At 40.5% G+C, this 16,644-nt stretch carries 14 protein-coding genes; 13 read left to right on the top strand and 1 reads right to left on the bottom strand.

The window, feature by feature from the left end; all coding sequences use genetic code 11:
* Positions 1 to 20: 20 nt before the first annotated feature.
* Positions 21 to 1,511 carry a GH39 family glycosyl hydrolase gene (locus DES38_RS07475; protein ID WP_110251490.1) on the bottom strand — a complete coding sequence of 497 codons (1,491 nt, stop codon included), beginning with the start codon at positions 1,509 to 1,511 and terminating at the stop codon, positions 21 to 23.
* A gap of 312 nt (positions 1,512 to 1,823) precedes the next feature.
* On the opposite strand from DES38_RS07475, the gene DES38_RS07470 reads away from it, so the two are divergent.
* The 13 genes from DES38_RS07470 (at position 1,824) to uxaC (ending at position 16,519) form a co-directional block, all read left to right on the top strand.
* The gene (locus tag DES38_RS07470) at positions 1,824 to 2,087 is read left to right on the top strand and encodes a hypothetical protein (protein WP_110251489.1); all 264 of its coding nucleotides are present in this window, start codon (positions 1,824 to 1,826) and stop codon (positions 2,085 to 2,087) included.
* 2 nt (positions 2,088 to 2,089) lie between these two features.
* Positions 2,090 to 2,659, top strand: a complete 570-nt coding sequence (locus DES38_RS07465; protein ID WP_146206364.1) for a hypothetical protein — start codon at positions 2,090 to 2,092, stop codon at positions 2,657 to 2,659.
* A gap of 12 nt (positions 2,660 to 2,671) precedes the next feature.
* Positions 2,672 to 3,373: a YesL family protein gene (locus DES38_RS07460; protein WP_170114367.1), complete on the top strand. Its 702-nt coding sequence runs from the start codon at positions 2,672 to 2,674 to the stop codon at positions 3,371 to 3,373.
* Between the two features lie 20 nt (positions 3,374 to 3,393).
* On the top strand, positions 3,394 to 5,193 hold the full coding sequence (locus DES38_RS07455; RefSeq protein ID WP_110251486.1) for a sensor histidine kinase: 1,800 nt from the start codon (positions 3,394 to 3,396) through the stop codon (positions 5,191 to 5,193).
* A 364-nt stretch (positions 5,194 to 5,557) separates the two neighbouring features.
* On the top strand, positions 5,558 to 7,258 hold the full coding sequence (locus DES38_RS07450; protein ID WP_211305843.1) for an extracellular solute-binding protein: 1,701 nt from the start codon (positions 5,558 to 5,560) through the stop codon (positions 7,256 to 7,258).
* A gap of 384 nt (positions 7,259 to 7,642) precedes the next feature.
* Positions 7,643 to 8,506, top strand: coding sequence for an ABC transporter permease (locus DES38_RS07445; RefSeq protein ID WP_110251529.1), 864 nt, complete (start codon positions 7,643 to 7,645; stop codon positions 8,504 to 8,506).
* 13 nt (positions 8,507 to 8,519) lie between these two features.
* Complete coding sequence (locus DES38_RS07440; RefSeq protein ID WP_110251485.1) at positions 8,520 to 9,449, top strand: carbohydrate ABC transporter permease; 930 nt, start codon at positions 8,520 to 8,522, stop codon at positions 9,447 to 9,449.
* 77 nt (positions 9,450 to 9,526) lie between these two features.
* A complete protein-coding gene (locus DES38_RS07435) occupies positions 9,527 to 11,569 on the top strand; it encodes an alpha-glucuronidase family glycosyl hydrolase (RefSeq protein ID WP_110251484.1) in 2,043 nt (680 codons plus the stop codon).
* Positions 11,570 to 11,583: 14 nt separating this feature from the next.
* Positions 11,584 to 12,654 (top strand): mannonate dehydratase, encoded by a 1,071-nt coding sequence (uxuA, locus tag DES38_RS07430; RefSeq protein ID WP_110251483.1) that lies wholly within the window; start codon positions 11,584 to 11,586, stop codon positions 12,652 to 12,654.
* On the top strand, positions 12,651 to 13,496 hold the full coding sequence (locus DES38_RS07425; RefSeq protein ID WP_110251482.1) for an SDR family oxidoreductase: 846 nt from the start codon (positions 12,651 to 12,653) through the stop codon (positions 13,494 to 13,496). The genes uxuA and DES38_RS07425 overlap by 4 nt, the downstream gene beginning before the upstream one ends.
* 12 nt (positions 13,497 to 13,508) lie before the next feature.
* Positions 13,509 to 14,138 carry a bifunctional 4-hydroxy-2-oxoglutarate aldolase/2-dehydro-3-deoxy-phosphogluconate aldolase gene (locus DES38_RS07420; RefSeq protein ID WP_110251481.1) on the top strand — a complete coding sequence of 210 codons (630 nt, stop codon included), beginning with the start codon at positions 13,509 to 13,511 and terminating at the stop codon, positions 14,136 to 14,138.
* The gene (locus tag DES38_RS07415) at positions 14,135 to 15,106 is read left to right on the top strand and encodes a sugar kinase (protein WP_110251480.1); all 972 of its coding nucleotides are present in this window, start codon (positions 14,135 to 14,137) and stop codon (positions 15,104 to 15,106) included. The genes DES38_RS07420 and DES38_RS07415 overlap by 4 nt, the downstream gene beginning before the upstream one ends.
* Before the next feature lie 12 nt (positions 15,107 to 15,118).
* On the top strand, positions 15,119 to 16,519 hold the full coding sequence (gene uxaC / locus DES38_RS07410) for a glucuronate isomerase (protein WP_110251479.1): 1,401 nt from the start codon (positions 15,119 to 15,121) through the stop codon (positions 16,517 to 16,519).
* Positions 16,520 to 16,644 lie beyond the last annotated feature (125 nt).

The following is a 16,644-nucleotide window of genomic DNA, read 5'->3' as shown; positions in this document are numbered from 1 at the left end:
TGTATGATCCTCCTGGATTATTAATAAGATGTAATTTTTGAATCGTCTAAATCACGGTAACTACTCGTTTCATCATCAACAGGCAGGCAAGTAATGAGACAGACCTCGTTTTTTGCGAGTTTATGAGTCACAGAGACACTACCTGGCGCTAACTGCATCGTTTCAACCTTCGGCATCATTGTTTTTTTGATGCGCTCAATCTGATCTTGGCTGGGAAAGCGCGGGCGACCAAGCTGTTGCCATGTGCGCCACGGGTTCCCGTCTGATTCGGTTAGGCGTTCCTTTTGAACGAAGACAGCTTTTGACTGGTTTGCGAGCGCAAATTCAATCAAGCGTTCATCTACATCGCCTTTTTCATCAGAATAGTTCCAAGCTAAGGCAACCAGTGTGCCGTCTATGCGTTCAGTTAGATAAAGTGAATCATCACGATAAAGTTCGCTGTCACCTAATTGACTAAAAAATTCATACAGGTGATAGGTTGGTTTTTTAATCCCGTGTAACGCTAGCATACCAAAGCCACCATGAAATAACGATTTAGGAATGCCCGCTTCTTCAAAAACATCACTAAAGGTCCAGTAGCTAAACCCGTCAACGCTATCACTCGCATTCACGAGGATGCTAGCTAGGTAACTCGCATTGACGAGTGTGTCATGAACAGGGTTAATTGGCGAATAAGATGTGTTGAATTCAGTAATGTAAAAGGGTAAGTGTTTAAAACCTTGCGCATCAATTTGCTTACGTACTGACGTGAATTGATCAAGCATGTCCTTAGGCGGTTCAAGCGCTTGATAATAATAGTCTGCTGTTTTAACCGGTGGTTTCGAGGTATAGGCATGTCGTGAGAAGAAATCAACCGGTACGTTTTCTTTCTTGCAAAATGTTAAAAAGTCATCCACCCAGTGATCTGAACCGCCACAAATAGCAGGACCTCCGACTTGCAGACGCGCATCAATTGCTTTAACCGTCATGGCCGTTAGTTTATATAATTCAAAGTAGGCGGCTTGGTCGGCGTCTTTCCAAAAATTCGTTAAATTGGGTTCGTTCCAGACCTCAATTGGCCACGTTACCACTTCGTCGAAGCCGTAACGCTCAATGAAATGAACCAAGGTTGCTTCAACAAGTTGTGCCCATTTTTTTGGTGTTTTCGGAGGGGTAATATTCCCTTTCCAATAAAAGACGGTTTCCTCGCTTGATTTTAATTTTTCAGGCATAAATCCAAGCTCTAAAAAAGGCTTGAGTCCAATCGCTAAAAAGCTATCAAAAATCCGATCGATATAGGTGAAGTTATAAAAGACTTCCGTTCTGCCCTCTGTTTCAACCTCTTGGTAAATGCCGATATCATCATGGAAGAGTCCATGGCCACGTATGTACTGAAAGCCAATCCTCGTCTGAACCTCACGTAAATGATTCATGTATTCTTCCTGTAAAGCGAGTCCTAACCGACCGGTACCAATCGAATAGTTAAATTGTGATGATCGTTTGCTTCTTGTGTAGTCAGATGATGCTAACATGTGCTTGTGTCTCCCTTCTCACTTAGGCAATAAAGATGCTTTGTCTTCATCTTACAAAAGAAAGCGCTTTAATATAAGGGTATACACTATAGGTTTTGGTGAAAAAACTATAGATATTTGTCAGTAAGTCGATCCTAACGGTTCTTTTTTGATCATCTTTATTTTTCAAAGGATTTTCTATAGTATTTGATAGATGAAAACGCTTTATTATGTGATATGCTGAGACTATCTTTAGAAATTATGGGTAAGTCTTTATCATTAATCACAGATGTTTACTAACTGATAAACAATCATGTGAATGGAGGTTGAACAATGCTTAATCAAAAATATGTGCTACTTATTGGTGTTATCCTATATGTACTTGTTTTACAATTTTACTTCTTCTCATCAGAAAGGCATCTTTTACACATGCTGCTTGGGTTTGCCCTGGCGGTGATGACCTTTAGACGCTACCGTCAATTAAAACAAAGAAATAAGAAGTCGAAAGCACAATTCCCTTTAATTCTTTTTTATTTCCTCACCTTTACCTTGTTTGTGTGGTACATTCAACCCTTTGTCGTTAGTTTTATGGTGTAAGGATGATGACTAATAGGGCAGATGCAAGTAAATTAAAAGTAGTGATGATTGTTGGTGTGCTTAGTCTCTTTCTACTGGTTGGGTGTGGCGGACGAGCAGAAAATTTACACCGTGAAGATGTCTTTCAAGTGACGTTCATTTCAAGTTTACCGACAAATGATGTTGAAGAGATGGAAGCATATCTGTATGAATTATTGGCTGAAGATTTGCCTGAAGGAATCTCGATTCAAGTACAGATGACGTTACCTTCATTTGATCGTCTAACGGTAGAATTGATTAATAAACAAGCGGATGTCGTTATTGTCGACGATGGGCTGGATCAAATTTTGATTGATCCCTATTATTTAGCACCTCTAGAATCAATTGATGGGGTGAATAAGCAAGAATTTGACCGGTTCGTCCGAGAAGATGATCGAGATGGGCGTGAACATCTTTATGCAGTTGGGTATGATGAAATGAGCCGACTTAGGGAAGATGTCCCTTATGAATTAGAATATGATCTGGTAGCGGGTGTGGTAGCGACAAGTCCGCATCAGACGTTAGCGCTAAATTTAATCAAAAAATGGTTGTAGGGGGAGATAGACTTGGGGAATAATTATGGCTTTGTATCGACGGGGTTTTATCGTCTGTTGGAGTGGTTGTGGTTTTTTATTTATCTCAATTTATTATGGTTAGGTTTCACGTTACTTGGGGTAATTGTCGTTGGTGTTTTACCAGCTACACTTGCGGTGATGGCGGTTATGCAACGCTTTGTTACTGGGGATAAGGATTTTTCAATCTTCCGCAGTTTCTTTGAAGCCTTCAAGACACATTTTTTTAAAGCGAATATTATCGGTTTATTTATTGGCGTACTCAGCTATTTGCTGTGGTTTAATTACCACTATTTATTAACGACGACGGGTGGAGAAGCGATTCTTTTGGCTTTGGGATGGAATGTTACGTTAGTGGTGGTAATTGTTTTCGTGTTGTATAGTTTCCCGCTTTATTTACACCAGCCCAAACATCTGAAAACACTAGTGAAAGACAGTCTGTTACTCGTATTAGCCACGCCCCTCTCGTTTCTTTCAATGGTGATATCCGTTGGATTAGTAGGTGCGTTCTTATCTATCATTCCTGGAATGATTCCGTTTTTAGGGATTGCCCTATTGAGTTGGGTAATGATGTGGAATATGCACCAAGCACTGTTACGTGTAGCGCGGAAGAAAGATCGACTTGAAAATCATCCAAATGCACCGATAATAGGGCATAGGGTGAAAGAACAAATCCGAGCCCTTTTTCAAAATTGACCCGTAAGGGAGGGCTTCTGATGCACCGGTTAAAACAATCCTTCAACGATTTGAAAATGCGCAATAAATTTTTAATCATTTACTTTATTACGGTGTTGGTGCCAATATTAATTTCAAACACCGTTTTTTTCAGTCAAATGACAACAAACTTTATTGAACAAAAACGAGAAGATACAGAACTTATAACTGAACAAACGAGTGAAGAGTTTAAACAGTTGATCGATCAAGCAATTGGGTTATCAACCTCACTCTATTTAGATGTCCGTTTATATGAATTTTTTAATTATGAATACCCTAATTTGGTAGAGTATGTTCAAGAATACAATGCAGTGATTAACCAATACCGTAAAACCGTACCCTTGTATAATGCTATCGAAGATATTCGTTTTTATACGACCAATCCTTCGATGTTGTATGCAGGTGGCATTCATCAGTTAGCAACAACTGGTGAGGCACAGGATTGGTATAACCAGCTCAATGCAACAAGTTTACCCACTTTAATTGAAAGAAAGGATGAAGCGGGGGTCCAGCTTGCCATTTACCGTCCGTTAGATTACTTCACTTTATACACGGATTTTCAAAATATCGTGAACATTAATTTGAACCCACGAGCCGTTAATAACGTGCTCAATAATGCTGCTGTTCAAGGTAATATCTATTTACTCAATGATAAACAGGACATTTTATTTAGTACCAACGGTCAAGAAACGGAAGATCAAACAGTGTTTGTTGCGGATGAATACGATCGAGACACCTATCATGTCAGTGAACATATCTTTCGGGATGATTACTTGCAAGGATGGTCAGTGGTAACTGTCGTTGATGAATCGATTTATACGAAAGAGTTGTTCGAATCAGCAAGGTTTATCATTCTTATTAGCATCATGAACTTTATATTACCGGGATTACTGATTGTCTATATTTCAAAGTCATTCCATACACGGCTGATTAATATTCTTGATCATACTAAAAAAATCGCCAAGAAAAATTTTGCTGAGTATCCGCATGTGAAATCAAAAGATGAAATTGGTCAGTTGGCTAACCAAATCAATCGAATGACGCGAAAAATCAATCAACTGTTCAATGAAGTCTTTAAAGCGAACTTAGAGAAAAAAGATTTAGAATTACGGGAAAAGGAAGCGCAGTTAAGTGCATTACAAAGTCAAATCAACCCACATTTCTTATTTAATGCATTAGAAACAATTCGCATGCGAAGCCTGATTAAAAACGAAGATGAGACAGCCGCAATTATTGAAAATATGGCGGGGATTTTCAGGAATTCTTTAGCGTGGGGCCGTAATTGGGTAACGGTAAACGATGAAGTGCGATTGATTCATGCTTTTCTAGAAATCCAAGCCTATCGGTTTGGTGATAAATTAAAGTACCGCATCAATGTTGAAGAAGATTTATTTAACTTTGAGATTCCGAACTTAGCATTCTTACCCTTTGTCGAAAATGCCTCAATTCATGGTGTTGAACCATTGAAAGCAAACGGCAAGATTACAGTTAACATTACGAAAACGGCGATGGGGTTAAGGTTTGTCGTCGAAGATAATGGTGTAGGCATTGCAGAATCTACGCTCACCACAATTATAAGTCAGATGGAGAACCAAGAAGAAATGGGTAATCAAATCGGTATTCAAAATGCTTACTACCGTTTGAAGTTGTATTATAAAGATCGCTTCCGCTTTAAGATTGAGAGTGAAGAAGGGATAGGCACAACCGTCACCATTGATTTACCTGCCCAAGATTCAATCCTAGAACCGTACTTAAAGAAAATAGATAAGCAAACCTTTACAGAAGAACAAAACAACGATTAAGAAAAGCAACATGCATAAGGGTTATTAAGACACTTTACCTTTGCCTAGTACAGGTAGGGGTAAGGTGTTTTTATCAGGCATTTTGTATGGCTTGAAGATAATCCAATCACGCCAGTTCGAAAGATGAATCGCCTTACTTTTTAGTAGGAAGCTAAACTTTTTAGGGTAGACAATGATCTTTAGGTAAAAACCTATATTCTTTTGATTGGATGTCTATATTTTTCAAAAATGATAGCGCCTTCATCTATATTTTTTGGGGTTCTAACTATAGTTTAACCTGGTGAGTTAAACCATTAGCCGGGCTATAATGAAAGTGCTTTCAAACGAGAGCAAATAAACTTTACAGTTGAAAGGGGTTAATCAAGTGTTTAAAAAGAAATCTTTATTACTACTCATCTTTGTCAGCTTATTCATGTTTTTAGTTGCATGTGGCGGAGACGATGATGCATCATCTGGCACAGATAATGGATCGGATTCTTCTAGTGATGATTCAGGATCGGAGGACATGTCAAATGATCCAATAACGTATCACTATTTTGTTGGAGCATCAGGAGATGATATCCATACAAATGAAACAACCATTGGTGGCATGCTTGAAGATGAAACGGGTGTTAACTTCCAGATGGAATACCTTGTCGGTGACTTAATGGAGAAATTAGGCGTTATGGTCGCAGGTGGACAATATCCAGATGTTGTTGTTCCTGACCACGGCATTGAAATGATGATGGATGCAGAAGCATTTATCCCACTTAATGATCTGTTGGAAGAACATGGTCAAAATATTTTAGCAATGTACTCAGATTACTTAGACCGTATTACAATGCCAGACGGTAACATCTACTACTTACCATTTGGTCCAACGATTAATGAATATGTACCAAACCCTAATATTGACCAAGGGGCATTTTGGATTCAACGTGGTGTTTTAAAAGACGCTGGCTTCCCAGAAATCAACACACTTGATGAATATTTAGCACTGATTAAAGATTATGCAGATGAAAACCCAGAAATTGATGGAATGAACACAGTTCCTTTCACTGGTTTAACGTATGATACAAGTTTCTTTACCTTCTCAAATACACCGAACCATTTAGCGGGCTACCCTAATGATGGTTCTGTACAAATCGACATGGACACACATGAAGCGAGTGTTTATGCAGATAGTGATGCGACAAAAGCATACTTAAAAGCATTAAATGAATTAAATAACGACGGTTACTTAGACCAAGAAATGTTCGTTATGAATAACGATGATTTCTTAGCTAAAATCTCTTCTGGTCGTGTCCTTGGATTCTTTGGGTACGGTTGGCAATGGGGTACTGCGCGTACGTCATTAGAAGAAGCAGGTAACCCAGATCAAGAATTTATGGCTTTACCGGTTGTTTTAGAAGAAGGCATTAAAGATCAGTACCTTGATCCTCCTTCATTCACACAAAATCGTGGTGCTGGCATTACTGTGAGTGCAGAAAATCCAGAACGTATCATTCAGTACTGGGATGAATTGATTCAAGAAGATATGCAAAAACTTGTGATGTGGGGCGAAGAAGGCGTCCATTACTCAGTTGATGAAGATGGCCGTTTCTACCGTACTGCTGAGCAAGTTGAACTCTCTGCTGATCAAGATGTCCGTAAAGATTTAGGTATGACAGTATTTGAATGGAACTGGCCACGTCTTAACGGTTCATTCTCTGATGGTAACGCGGTTGAATCACGTCGCCAGCCAGAAGTAGCAAAAGAGACATACCGTGACTCTGACCGTGAATATTTAGAAGCGTATAACATTGATACATTCTCTGGTCTTTTCTCTCAACCAGAAGAACGTCCTTGGTACCCAGCGTGGAGTGCAAACGTTGAACAAGGTTCTGATGTGGCATTGTTTGCGACACGTGCTGAAGAATTACAAAAACGTTACTATCCACAGATTGTTCTTTCTGATCCCGCAAGCTTTGATGCGGAGTGGGATAAGTTTGTTAATGAATACCGTTCATTAGATGTGGACACGTATGAAGAATTCTTTACTAATACAGTTGAAGCACGCTTAGATGGTGATTGGCAATACCGGTAATATTCATACAAATTAATTGGCGATGGCAAACACTTTGTTTGCCATCTGCCATCTTAATGAAGCGTGGGTGTTAACAATCCTTTAGTATCTCTGAATCGATCTAAACGGTTTAGTTTAGAAAAATAAATGGGAGAGGATTAATGGACAGTACCCCTAAAAATTGAATAGGAATCATCAGGATCAATTCTTAGCCATTGATTTAGACTTACCACGAAGCTGTGGATTTATTTTTCTAAATTAATACGTCAAAAGAAGGAGGAAATTATTGTGGGAGATGCAGTGAATGTAACAGGTAGTGTTAAGAAGAAAACAAAGAAAAAAAGACAACCTAAAGGTATTAAATATTTTCTGAAAAAAAGTAAGAGTCAAAAAGAATTATTGTTGATGAGCGTACCATTTTTAATTTGGTTGTTTATTTTCAAATACTTACCGCTCTCAGGTTGGTTGATGGCTTTTCAAGATTACAAACCCGCCCGGGGCTTTCAAGAATCAGAGTTTGTTGGGTTCGATCAATTCACCTTTTTATTCCAAGATCAACGCTTTTTAGAAGTTATGCGTAACACGCTAGCAATGAGTATGATCAATTTAGTGTTAGGGTTTGTGATGGCAATTACTTTAGCAGTATTGCTGAATGAATTACGTCAGGTTGGTTTTAAACGGATCGTCCAGACCATTAGTTACATGCCTCACTTCTTAAGTTGGGTAGTTGTTGCGGGTCTCGTTTCCTCCGCACTTTCTGTGGATGATGGCATTATTAATATCATGCTAATGAATTTAGGTATCATAGATACACCGATTATGTTCTTAGGTGTTGGTGAATATTTTTGGGGCATCATCGGGGCGTCTGATGTATGGAAAACCGTTGGTTGGAACTCAATTATTTACTTAGCAGCTATTACAATGATTGATCAAGAGCAATATGAAGCAGCAGAAATTGACGGTGCAACACGCTTGCAGCGGATCTTATATATCACTTTACCGGGTATTAAACCGGTTGTTGTCATCTTAATGATTATGAATATTGGTTACATCTTAGAGTCTGGTTTTGAAGCACAGTATCTCTTAATGAACCCGATGAACATGGGATATGCAGAAAACTTAGACATCTTTGTTCTTCGTTACGGGATTCGACAAGCGAACTTCTCACTCGCAACGGCAGCAGGTATGTTTAAAACAGTCATTTCATTTATATTCTTATTTGGCGCCAATAAAATCGCACAAAAACTTGGCGAAGCAAGATTATTCTAAAGGAGGAGCAGTCATGAATTTATTAAATCGCTTAAAAGGTAAACGAAGAAGTATCGATGATTTGATCTTTGATACCGTCAATGTCCTCATCATGATCCTTCTTGTTGTGGTCATGCTTTATCCAATGCTTAACACGTTAGCTATTTCATTAAATGCATCAACGGATACGGTTCGCGGGGGTATTCGTATCTTACCGCGGGTGTTCACCTGGTATAACTATGAACACGTCTTCACTGAAGCGCAAATTCTGCGCGCGGGTATAACCTCCGTGTTAAGAACAGTGATCGGTACCGGACTTGGGGTTATGGCTTCCGCGATGGTTGCTTATACCATCTCTCGCCCTCACTTTTTCTTAAAGAAATTTGTCACGATTGCCTTTGTTATGACCATGTATATGAACGCAGGACTGATTCCGACGTATCTATTACACCGCGATCTAAACCTCATTGGATCTTTTTGGGTTTATATTTTCCCAACGCTCATCGGTGTATTTAATATCATCGTGATTCGTTCATTCATTGAAGGCTTACCTGAAACCTTGTTCGAATCAGCGCGGATGGACGGTGCGGGAGAATTCACCCAATTCTTCAAAATCGCACTACCGTTATCGTTGCCAGTTATTGCAACCGTCTCCTTATTCGTTGCAGTCGGGCAATGGAATCAGTGGTTTGATGTATTCATCTATAACTCCTCAATACCAGAGTTAAGTACTTTACAGTACGAATTGATGAAAGTATTGAGTAATGCCAATGCAGCTTTTGGCTCTGGTGCTGGGGCCGAATCGCAGTTTGCCGCCTCGCAAGGTGGCGTCGTCGATGTGGTAACCCCACAATCTGTTCGGGCTGCGATGACCGTGGTTGTATCGGTACCGATTATCATGGTTTACCCATTCTTGCAGAAATACTTCGTTAAAGGCTTAACGATTGGTGGAGTAAAAGGTTAAGAACATTTTAAAATTTTAAGAAGGCGCCATAGAGCTGATAGCTTTTGGCGCTATCTTTTTTTGAAAGGAAGATAATAATGCAATTTAGACAATCAGAACGCCGGATTGATGGCCTTACGGTTGATCAGTTAACAAGTTATCGAGCGTGGTTACAATACCGAGAAAAGGATCAAGAAAAATACACAAAAACGGTAGCTCCTTATCTAAAAGCGGTATCGGTAACAGTGGATAATGACATCATTGAACGCGCATTAGATGAATGGACGGTCGGATTAAATGAAATGTTTAAACAACGTCCAGCTGTTGTGAGAGAGACAATAAGTGAAGGATTAGCCATTACGCTGGATCCGTCTCTACCTAACGAAAGTTATCAATTAAAGACGACAGAAAAACGGATTCAGTTAACCGCAAAAGATGCAAACGGTGTCTTGTATGGTGTTTTTCACTTATTGCGGTTGTTGCAAATGGAGGAGTCGCTTCAACACTTATCAATGACTGAAGTGCCAAAGAACCCAGTGCGAATGATTAATCAGTGGGATGACATGAATGGAGAAGTTGAACGAGGTTATGCAGGGGAATCATTTTTCTATAAGGATTATCAATTTATTAAAGATCGGCAACGCATTTATGATTATGCGCGATTATTAGCCGCTGCGGGAATAAATGCGATTTCTATTAACAATGTCAATGTTCATGAAAATGAGACGGATTTAATTTTTGATCGTTACCTCATGGACGTTAAACAAACATCAGATATTTTCAATCAGTTTGGTATTACCTTATTTTTAAGTATCAACTATGCTGCACCAATGGAAAAAGGAATTGCCTCAGCAGATCCATTAGATAAAGATGTACAAGCCTTTTGGAAAGCGCGTGCACAAGCGATTTATCAAGTGATACCTAACTTTGGAGGTTTTTTAGTTAAAGCTGATTCAGAAAACCGTCCAGGGCCGTTCACCTATGGTCGCAATCATGCTGAAGGGGCCAACATGTTGGCTGAAGCGCTTGAACCTTATGGTGGTCTTGTTATTTGGCGATGCTTTGTATACAACTGTAAGCAAGACTGGCGTGATCGTCAGACGGACCGAGCCCGAGCAGCTTATGATCACTTTATGCCGTTAGACGGCGCTTTTAAGGAGAATGTGGTCTTGCAAATTAAAAATGGACCGATGGACTTCCAAGTTCGTGAACCTGTGTCCCCTTTAATTGGGAGCTTGGAAAACACCAATCATTTTTTAGAATTTCAAATTGCTCAGGAGTATCTGGGGCAACAAAAACATTTGGTCTATCTTGTCCCACAGTGGAAAGAAGTGCTAAGTTTTGACACATACAGTAAAGGGATGGGCACTTATGTGAAAGATATTGTCGCAGGCGAGGTGTTTAAAAACGGACATGCAGGCATTGTGGCGGTATCAAATGTCGGTAGTGACTATAACTGGACCGGGCATCTGTTTGCTCAATTGAATCTGTATGGCTACGGTCGTATGATTTGGAATCCAGAATTAACGGCTGAGGCGATTGCATTAGAGTGGGTAAAACAAACCTTTGGTAATGATCCCTTTGTGATTAAAACCATCATGCAGATGGTGATGCCTTCTTGGGAGATTTACGAGAATTATACGTCGCCACTAGGCATTGGTTGGATGGTGAATATTTCACATCACTACGGACCAAACATTGATGGTTATGAATACGACAAATGGGGCACTTATCACTTTGCTGATCGCAATGGGGTTGGAGTCGATCGTACAATCGAAACAGGAACAGGGTTCACGGGACAATTCCACAAAGAGAATGCAAGAGTCTACAATGATTTAACCCGCTGTCCCGATGAATTGTTGTTATTTTTCCACCATGTGCCGTATACGCATCAACTTCACAGTGGTAAAACAGTGATTCAACATATTTACGATACACACTTTAGAGGGGTTGAACAAGTTAAGGCGATGATTGATGCGTGGCAATCACTCAAAGAGGCGATTGATCCGACACGCTATACGAGCGTGATGGAACGACTCGAACACCAATTGTATATGGCGAAAGAATGGCGAGATACCGTTAACACGTATTTTTATCGGAAATCGGGGATCAATGATTTGCACGGGAGAACAATTTATTAGATGAGGTGAAGGTAATGAAAATGACCTTTCGTTGGTTTTATGACGAAGATAATATTCCACTAGGATATATGAAACAGATTCCAGGCATGACCGGTGTTGTTGGTGCACTCTATCATATTCCGGTAGGTGCACCGTGGCCAGAAACAGCTGTTGCTACCATGGTAGAAGAGGCACACGAAGCCGGACTAGCACTTGAGGTTATCGAAAGTGTCAACATTCATGAAGATATCAAACTTGGCTTACCAACACGGGAGACATATATTGAAAACTATAAAGAGACAATTAAAACATTAAGTAAGTTCGGTGTGAAAGTGATTTGTTACAACTTTATGCCAATCTTTGATTGGACTCGCTCCGATTTAGCGATGCCGTTACCTGATGGTTCTACTGTGTTGAGCTATGAACGTGATCAGATTGAGGGGATTGATCCGGTGGTGCTGATTGAGCGAATAAAAAACAGCGCTAAAGGACATGCGATGCCAGGTTGGGAACCAGAGCGACTGAGTAAAATTGAAGCATTATTTGAACAGTACCAAGGGATGACGGAGGAAAAACTCTTTGATCATTTAGTCTATTTTTTAGAGGCAATTATTCCTGTTGCCAAAGCCTGCGATGTACGAATGGCGATTCATCCGGATGATCCGCCGTGGTCAGTGTTTGGTTTACCGCGGATCATTAAAAATGAAAAAGATTTAGACCGACTCATGGCTGCCGTTCCGGAGGTTGAAAACGGGATTACACTTTGTACGGGCTCACTTGGTGCCAACTTAGCGAATAATTTGCCGCGTATTTTTGAAAAATTTGTTGGCAATGATCGTGCGCCGTTTATTCATATTCGTAATGTGAAACATTTAGAAAATGGTGATTTTCATGAAGTGGCCCATCGTGATGATGAAGGGTCTGTTGATGTGAAAGCACTTATTAAGATTTTACACAAACATGATTATCAAGGCTACGTCAGACCTGATCATGGTCGAATGATTTGGGGAGAAGATGCTCGCCCAGGCTATGGCTTATATGACCGCGCCCTAGGAGCAATGTACATGCAAGGCTTATGGGACATGTTAGAGGAGGAGAATAAATGACAGGGATACATGAACAATTAAAAGGGAAGGTTGCCGTTGTTACAGGCGGTGGGGGTGTACTTTGCGGGTCAATGGCAAGAGAACTTGCCCGCCATGGTATGAAAATCGCTATTTTAAATTATCCGAAAGAACCAGGGGATCTTGCTGCTGCAGACATTATCGCCCAAGGTGGAGAAGCGATATCGGTCTATTGTGATGTAACCGACCGTTCAGTTGTTGAAACAGCTAAACAAGAAGTCCTTAAACAGTATGGTCGTGTTGATTTATTGATAAATGGTGCTGGTGGCAATCATCCTGAAGGTTCAACGACAAATGAGACCTATAACGAAAAAGATGTTGCTGATCCTGATATTCGTAGTTTCTTTGATTTATCGATGAAAGGATTTAATTTTGTTTTCAACTTGAATCTAATGGGAACGCTGATCCCCTCGCAAGTCTTTACCGATGAATTAATCAAAACGGAAGGGTCCATCATTAATATGTCATCAATGAGTGCACCTTCGCCAATGACTAAAGTGCCAGCGTATTCAGCAGCAAAAGCTGGTATTGATAACTTTACGCAATGGATGGCGGTACATTTTGGTGAGGCAGGTGTCAGAGTTAACGCATTAGCACCCGGCTTTTTCTTAACTGAACAAAACCGGACTTTGTTAACAAACGCAGATGGAAGCTTCACGCCGCGGACGGAGAAAATATTGTCGCAAACACCGATGAAACGCTTAGGTAAACCCGAAGATTTACATGGTGTCTTGCTGTGGCTAGCTGATAAAACCTACAGCGGCTTTGTTACAGGTATTAGTGTGCCTGTCGATGGCGGCTTCATGTCTTATTCGGGTGTTTAAGGAGGAAACGTGATGATTGATCAATTAAAGCAAGCAAAGTTAGTTGCGGTCGTACGTAAACTGCCTGGGAATCGCATCATCGAGGCAGTCGAAGCAGTAAGAAAAGGGGGCATTCACTTTGTTGAAGTGACTCTCGATGCGAAAGATGCCTGTGAACAAATCAAAGCATTGATCAATCACTTTGGTGACACCATAACAGTTGGCGCGGGTACGGTTCTAAGTGTCGTCGATGCCAAGCGTGCAAGCGATGCAGGGGCAGCCTTCTTGGTTTCCCCTCACTTTGATGCTGATATTCTGGCTTTTGGTAAAGCAATTGGAAAACCGGTTTTTCCAGGTACGCTAACACCGTCAGAAATGCAGACAGCAGTCAATGCGGGCGCTGAAATGATTAAAGTGTTCCCTGCCGGCACACTTGGCGCAGGTTATATTAAAAATATTAAAGGTCCTTTAGCGCATGTTGAGATGATGGCAACTGGTGGCATAGATCTTGACAATGTAGCCCTCTTTTTAAAAGCTGGCGTGAGTGTTGTTGGACTTGGTAGTCAGTTGATAAGCCGGGCGCGCGTTGATCAAGGTGACTTTGCTGGTATCGAAGAAACCGCATCAGCATACGTAAAAATTGTTGAGGCGCATGTGTCATGATTGATGTTGTCGCAATTGGAGAAAGTATGGTGCTGTTTCAACCAACTGACGGTGAGAAAATGGTGTATGCAAATCAGTTTAGTCAATCTGTTGCCGGTGCGGAAACGAATGTACTAATCGCTTTAAGTAAACTCAATCGACCTGTTCGGTTTATTAGTCAAGTCGGCAACGATCCTTTTGGTGAACGTGTACTACAAACACTGCGCCAAGAGCAGGTCGATACAACGTTTGTTGCAGTAACTGATCAAGCTTCGACGGGCATATTCTTTAAGGAGCGCCGGCCATTAAACGATCCTTTGGTTCATTATTATCGCAAGGGTTCAGCGGCCAGTCGATTGACACGTAAGGACTATCGATCACTCTGGCTAAAAGATGCTAAACACCTCCATGTGACTGGAATTACTGCTGCCTTAAGTGAAGAAAGCTTTCTCCTTTTAAAAGAGACCATGATTGCAGCAAAACAATTCGGTTTATCAATTTCATTTGATCCTAATATCCGGTTTAAGTTATGGGATAAAGATACAGCAAAGACAAGGTTGCTGGAGTTGTTGCCGTTGTGTGATGTGTTTCTACCCGGCGAACAGGAATTAGCTTTTCTTTTTCCGAAGCTTACTGAACAAGCTCAAATAGAAGCCGTAAAAAAACAAGGGGTCGCTGTGATTGTCTTGAAACGCGGGAGCCGAGGCAGTGGTTGTTATTTTCTTGACGAACATATTGAGCGGTCACCGTTTCCTGTGGACCAAGTGATTGATTCTGTTGGTGCGGGGGATGCTTTTACCGCCGGATTTTTACACGTTTTTTTAGATCTGAATAAACAAACCTTGACTAAACCTGAGATGGATCGAGCTTTAGAAGTAGCGAATGCCATGGGCGCTTACATGACTCAGTTTAAAGGAGACTGGGAAGGGGCACCGGATCGAGCGACTTTAAGTGAGCTCTTAGGTGAACATGCATTAACAGATAGATAATGAGGAGTGAAGATGATGTCATTTATTGATGAAGATTTTCTGTTGCAATCGAGTTATGCCAGACACTTGTATCACAATTACATGAAGGACTTACCGATTATTGACTACCATTGTCACTTATCAGCAGAAACGATTTTTCATAATCGCCCCTTTCGAACCATCACTGAGTTATGGCTTGCGGACGATCATTACAAATGGCGCGCACTTCGAGCCATGGGGATTGATGAATATTATATTACAGGTGAAGCAAGTGACGAAGAGAAATTTAAGGCATGGGCATCAATTGTTCCTAAAACGGTTGCTAATCCTTTGCATCACTGGACGCATCTCGAACTAAAACGCTATTTTGGTATTGATCAGTTGCTTGGCCCTTCGAATTGGGAAGCGGTTTATCAACAGTGCAATGAAAAATTAGCATCAAAAGATTTTCTTCCGCGAGCATTAATTGAACGATCAAATGTTTATATGATTGGCACCACAGACGATCCGATAGATTCATTGGTATTTCATGAAAAGCTACGCGCAGATGTGACATTTAAACCGCAGGTCCTACCAACACTTAGACCTGATCGATTAATTGATATCCAGGCACAGCAATTTCTAGAGTACCTTACAACTTTAGAAGAACGTTTTGCGATCAAGGTTCAGCAAATTACGCACTTGTTTGAATTACTGGACCGAATTGTTGAGCGATTCAGTGAAGCAGGGGCAAAACTGGCGGATCACGGAATCTCGGTACTTCGCTATCATGACTATACACCTTTTGATTTGGACCGTATTATTAAAAAGCGTTTAAATGACGAAACTTTAACACAGGTGGATGTTAATAAGTATCAAACAGGTGTGTTGCATTACTTAGCGAAACAATACACGAAAAAAAATTGGACCATGCAACTTCATGTTGGCGCACTAAGAAACAATCACCGAAAGATGTTACATCAACTGGGAACCGATCGTGGCTTTGATGCGATCGATGATCGCCCACTTGCCCAACCTTTAAATCAGCATTTTAGTAAACTCGCTGAAAATAATGCTTTGCCTCAAACAATCGTTTATAATTTAAACCCAACACAGAACGAGGTCGTATTAACTGCGCTAGGGAATTTTCAATCCGGTCCGACAATGGGAAGGATGCAATTTGGTTCGGGTTGGTGGTTTAATGATCAAAAACGCGGCATGGAACGTCAACTCAATGACCTTGCTCATTATGGCTTTTTAGCAACATTTATTGGTATGTTGACGGATTCTAGAAGCTTTGTTTCTTATCCACGTCATGAGTATTTCAGACGAATTTTAGCTAATGTTATTGCTGAATGGGTAAATGAGGGGATTATTCCTACGGATGAGCGCTTATTAAAGGAACTTGTTGAAGCCATTTGCTTCCATAATGCGAAGCAATACTTACAGCTTTAATGGAAGGCTTAAAGAATTTTTTCCTGCAAGCCTCCGGGAAGCAGTGAATGTGAGCGGTAGATTAAGGAAGCTTGTCAACACAAGAATGAAAGCGCTAAAAAAATTTTAAAAAACTTAGTATATTC

Origin of the sequence: Streptohalobacillus salinus (assembly GCF_003201605.1) — a bacterium.
Lineage (GTDB): Bacteria > Bacillota > Bacilli > Bacillales > Amphibacillaceae > Streptohalobacillus > Streptohalobacillus salinus.
This window is presented reverse-complemented; position numbering and strand designations above follow the sequence as displayed.

Excerpts from the sequence above, each read along its gene's own strand:
- DES38_RS07420 (WP_110251481.1), top strand. The coding sequence starts at position 13,509 with ATGATTGATCAATTAAAGCAAGCAAAGTTAGTTGCGGTCGTACGTAAA.
- DES38_RS07435 (WP_110251484.1), top strand. The coding sequence starts at position 9,527 with ATGCAATTTAGACAATCAGAACGCCGGATTGATGGCCTTACGGTTGAT.
- DES38_RS07445 (WP_110251529.1), top strand. The coding sequence starts at position 7,643 with ATGAGCGTACCATTTTTAATTTGGTTGTTTATTTTCAAATACTTACCG.
- DES38_RS07415 (WP_110251480.1), top strand. The coding sequence starts at position 14,135 with ATGATTGATGTTGTCGCAATTGGAGAAAGTATGGTGCTGTTTCAACCA.
- DES38_RS07470 (WP_110251489.1), top strand. The coding sequence starts at position 1,824 with ATGCTTAATCAAAAATATGTGCTACTTATTGGTGTTATCCTATATGTA.
- uxaC (WP_110251479.1), top strand. The coding sequence starts at position 15,119 with ATGATGTCATTTATTGATGAAGATTTTCTGTTGCAATCGAGTTATGCC.
- DES38_RS07465 (WP_146206364.1), top strand. The coding sequence starts at position 2,090 with ATGATGACTAATAGGGCAGATGCAAGTAAATTAAAAGTAGTGATGATT.
- uxuA (WP_110251483.1), top strand. The coding sequence starts at position 11,584 with ATGAAAATGACCTTTCGTTGGTTTTATGACGAAGATAATATTCCACTA.
- DES38_RS07475 (WP_110251490.1), bottom strand. The coding sequence starts at position 1,511 with ATGTTAGCATCATCTGACTACACAAGAAGCAAACGATCATCACAATTT.
- DES38_RS07425 (WP_110251482.1), top strand. The coding sequence starts at position 12,651 with ATGACAGGGATACATGAACAATTAAAAGGGAAGGTTGCCGTTGTTACA.
- DES38_RS07440 (WP_110251485.1), top strand. The coding sequence starts at position 8,520 with ATGAATTTATTAAATCGCTTAAAAGGTAAACGAAGAAGTATCGATGAT.
- DES38_RS07455 (WP_110251486.1), top strand. The coding sequence starts at position 3,394 with ATGCACCGGTTAAAACAATCCTTCAACGATTTGAAAATGCGCAATAAA.